Source organism: Mesorhizobium sp. P5_C1, assembly GCF_054049815.1.
This window is the reverse complement of the sequence record NZ_JBFULQ010000491.1, coordinates 1-4,100: the sequence shown is the minus strand read 5'-3', so window position 1 is coordinate 4,100 and position 4,100 is coordinate 1. Positions and strand designations below refer to the sequence as shown.

Genomic DNA, 4,100 nt, shown 5'->3' with positions numbered 1-4,100 from the left:
TGGCTGCGCCGATCGGAAAAGTTCGAGGTCGTTCCTTGGAGGTCGGTCAGCCGAAGGTAATTCCAATCACCATAAAAGTGATGGCAACCGCGAAGATCGGTGCGAGCAACCAGCGTGCCTGGCCAACACTCCTATCCATAGCTTCCTCCAGCAAATCTGCAGCGGACAACGACCGTGAGAGCCGACTGTTCCCGGCGGCGCCACCGGCAAGACCATTGCGGTTTGTGATCGGACTTAGGTCGCATGCGCCGCTCGACCCAAGCCCAACCCGGGAACATTTGCGGGCGGAACAAGTCGCGCCATCGGAAATTATCCCGTCGCCCAACCCGWGGAGGACGTTGTGAAAGGTCTGCGCAGTCTCCTTGCCGAACTGTCTTTGAGCTGGCTCAGGCGCCGCAAGGCGCAAGCGCCGCAAACCGCCAACCTTAAGACCGCGACCCCCAAGACCTTGAACACGGTCAAAGCCGCGCCCCGCAAAGCTGTACACAAGACAAGGCAGCGTCCGGCCCACAAGCCCAAGCCACTGTCTTCCCGCGACGTGGCCTCGAACATGTGAAGACAGCGCGGCCGAAAGGCTGTGGGAATTGAGCGAGCGGCCGCTATAGTCTGGTGATCCCCCCACCGGAGAACGCCAGCCATGACCCTGAAAACCCACAAGCTCGGCAGCCAAGGGCTGCAGGTCTCGGCCATCGGCCTTGGCTGCATGGGCATGAGCCAGTCCTACGGTCCGGCCGACGAGGCCGAATCCATCGCCACCCTGCACCGCGCCATCGAACTCGGCTGCACCTTCCTCGACACCGCCGAGGTCTATGGCCCTCATACCAACGAGGCCCTGCTCGGCCGGGCGCTGAAGGGCAAGCGCGACCAGGTGACCATCGCCACCAAATTCGGCTTCCGCATCGAAAACGGCAAGCAGCTCGACGGAACCGACAGCCGGCCCGAGCATATCCGCGCGGCTGTGGAAGGCTCGCTCGGCCGGCTCGCCACCGACCATATCGACCTGCTCTACCAGCACCGCGTCGACCCGGCGGTGCCGATCGAGGATGTCGCCGGCGCGGTCGGCGAATTGGTCGCCCAAGGCAAGGTGCGGTTCTTCGGCCTATCCGAGGCGGGTGCGGCCAACATCCGCCGCGCGCATGCCGTTTATCCGGTGTCGGCGGTGCAGAGCGAGTATTCGCTGTGGGAGCGCAATCTGGAGCCGCAGATCATCCCGCTGCTCGGCGAACTCGGCATCGGCCTGGTGCCGTTCTCGCCGCTCGGCCGCGGTTTCCTCACCGGCGAGGTTAGCCGAGCGGAAAACTATCCCGAGGGCGATTACCGCCGCAACGACCCGCGCTACCAGGGCGAGAACTACGACGCCAATGTCGAGGCGGCGGCCAAAGTGCGCGACATCGCGGCGGCCAAAGGCGTCAAGCCCGGCCAGGTCGCGCTGGCCTGGCTGCTGCACAAGGGCACCGGTTTTGGCATCGACATCGTGCCGATCCCCGGCACCAAGCGGAGAAAATACCTGGAGGAGAATATCGCCGCCGTCGCAATCAAGCTCGATGCCGCCGAGATGGCCGCCCTCGACGAAGCGCTGGCGCCGGGCAAAATCTCCGGCCCGCGCTACGGCCAGCGCGGGTTGGCGATGGTCGACCGGTAGGGGTCTGGGCATAGCCGGCGGAAATCTGAGCCATTCCAATAACCCAGAAATACCAACCGGGAGCGCGAGGATTTAAGCGCAGCGCCTCTGCGCACGCTTTCGACTGGCTTTAGCCCGGTGCTGGGCAGCCACAGGGTGGACATTTCAGCCGACATGGAAAATGATCATGTTGCCCTGCACAACACTGCAGTGCTCTGATCTCGACGAACAAGCCTGAGCGTAGAAGCGGATCAACCGACCTCCGGGTCCAGCGAGCGAGGACGCAAATGGACACCCCTGAGGATGCGCAATGGCATCGCGACGCGGGCGGGCAACCCCGTCGATCGGCCGGCTGGCTTGCCCGCGCCGCCGTGTCGGCGGCATTCCTGCTCGGCATGGCTTTCAGCAGCACTGCGTTTGCGCAGGACCAGCCGCTACCCGTGGTGACGGCGGCCAAGCCGGTGGTCCGTGAAATCGTCGAAGACGACGAGTTCGTCGGGCGATTCGAAGCCGTCGACCAAGTCGCCATCCGCTCGCGCGTCAGCGGTTATCTGGACAAGGTCAGCTTCCAGGACGGCGCACTGGTCAACAAGGGCGACCTGCTCTTCACCATCGACCAGCGTCCGTACCAGGCGGCTTATGATGCCGCCAAATCGCAAGTGGACGTCGCCAAGAGTCTGCTCGAATTCTCCAAGATGCAGCTGGATCGCGCCGACGAACTCGCCAAGACCGGCAATATCTCAACCTCGACCGTCGACGACCGCCGGCGGGAATACCTTTCGGCGCAGGCGCAGATGCAGGGCGCGACGGCTGCGCTGAGGACGGCCAGCCTGAACATGGAATTCACCGAGATCAAGGCGCCCTTGTCCGGCCGCATCGACCGCCGGCTGGTGTCGGTCGGCAACCTCGTGCAGCCGGATTCCACCTTGCTGACGACCATCGTTACGCGCGATCCGATCGACTTCTATTTCGACGTCGATGAGCGCCTGTATTTCAGCTACGCCCGCGACGCGAAGGAGCGCGGCGGCAGCATGCAGGAAGGCGACAGCGGGCTCGAGGTGGTGGTTCGCGTCGCCGACCRCGCGGAGGCGGTATTCAAAGGCAAGCTCGATTTTGCCGAGAACCGGATCGACAACGCGACCGGCACCATGCGGGTGCGTGCAACGTTTCCCAACGCCGACGGCATTCTCCAGCCAGGCATGTTCGGGCGCATCAACGTGCCGGGGTCGCTGCCGCATAGCGGCGTGCTGGTGCCCGACGAGGCGATCGGCGCCGATCAGGATCGCCGCATCGTGTTCCTGGTGGATGAGGCCGGGATGGTGACGGCGAAGCCCGTGCGCACCGGCCCGCTTCTCGACGGCTACCGGGTGATCCGCCAGGGCCTGACCGGCGACGAGACGATCATCGTCAACGGGCTGATGCACGCCAGGCCCGGCACCAAGGTGAAGGTCGAGATGGTGACGTTGCCGCCCAAGGCCGAGACCGCCGGGTTGCAGCAATGAGGTTCGCACATTTCTTCGTCGACCGTCCGATCTTCGCATCGGTCGTTTCGATCGTCCTGCTGATCCTCGGCGGGATTGCTTATACCCAGCTGCCGGTCGCCCAATATCCCGAGATCGCGCCGCCGACCATCGTCGTTCGCGCGCAGTATCCGGGCGCCGACGCCGAGACGATCGCAGCGACGGTGGCAACGCCGATCGAGCAGGAGATCAACGGCGTCGAGGGCATGCTCTACATGTCGTCCTATTCGTCGGGCGACGGGGCAATGGCGCTGACCATCACCTTCAAGCTGGGCACCGATCTCGACCAGGCGCAGGTGCTGGTGCAGAACCGCGTGTCGATCGCCCAGCCGCGCCTGCCCGAAGAAGTCCGCCGCCTCGGCATCACCACCACCAAGAGCTCGCCCGACCTGATGATGGTCGTGCACATGCTGTCGCCCGACAATACCTACGACCAGCTCTACGTCTCGAACTACGCCCGCTCGCAGGTCCGCGATATACTGCTCAGACTTGACGGCGTCGGCGACCTCACCATCTTCGGCGAACGCGAATATTCGCTGCGCATCTGGCTCGATCCGGAAAAACTGTCCGCCCTGGGGATGACCTCGGGCGATGTGGTGCAGGCGCTGCGCGACCAGAACGTCCAGGTGTCGGGCGGCTCGATCGGTGCGCCGCCGACCAACACCGGCACGGCGTTCCAGTACACGGTCACCACGCAAGGCCGCTTCAACGACGCACGCGACTTCCGATACGTGATCGTCAAATCGGCCGACGACGGCCGCCTGATCTCGCTACAGGACGTGGCGCGCATCGAGCTCGGCGCCAAGGATTACGTCACCAACTCCTATCTCAACGGCAAACCGGCGGTGGCGCTCGCCATCTTCCAGCGGCCGGGCACCAATGCCCTCGCCGCAGCCGCGCAGATCCAGGACAAGATGAAGGAGCTTTCCCGCGACTTCCCCAAGGGGTTGAGCTACGAC

The 4,100-nt window shown here is 64.4% G+C and carries 3 protein-coding genes; all 3 read left to right on the top strand.

Features of this window, described 5'->3' with window-relative positions; translation table 11 throughout:
- Positions 1-637: 637 nt before the first annotated feature.
- The gene (locus tag ACXJ7R_RS26450; protein WP_457154401.1) at positions 638-1,642 is read left to right on the top strand and encodes an aldo/keto reductase; all 1,005 of its coding nucleotides are present in this window, start codon (positions 638-640) and stop codon (positions 1,640-1,642) included.
- A gap of 374 nt (positions 1,643-2,016) precedes the next feature.
- Positions 2,017-3,123, top strand: coding sequence for an efflux RND transporter periplasmic adaptor subunit (locus ACXJ7R_RS26445; protein WP_457154402.1), 1,107 nt, complete (start codon positions 2,017-2,019; stop codon positions 3,121-3,123).
- Positions 3,120-4,100 (top strand): efflux RND transporter permease subunit (locus ACXJ7R_RS26440; RefSeq protein WP_457154400.1); only part of this gene is annotated, 981 nt, incomplete at its 3' end. The genes ACXJ7R_RS26445 and ACXJ7R_RS26440, both read left to right, overlap by 4 nt.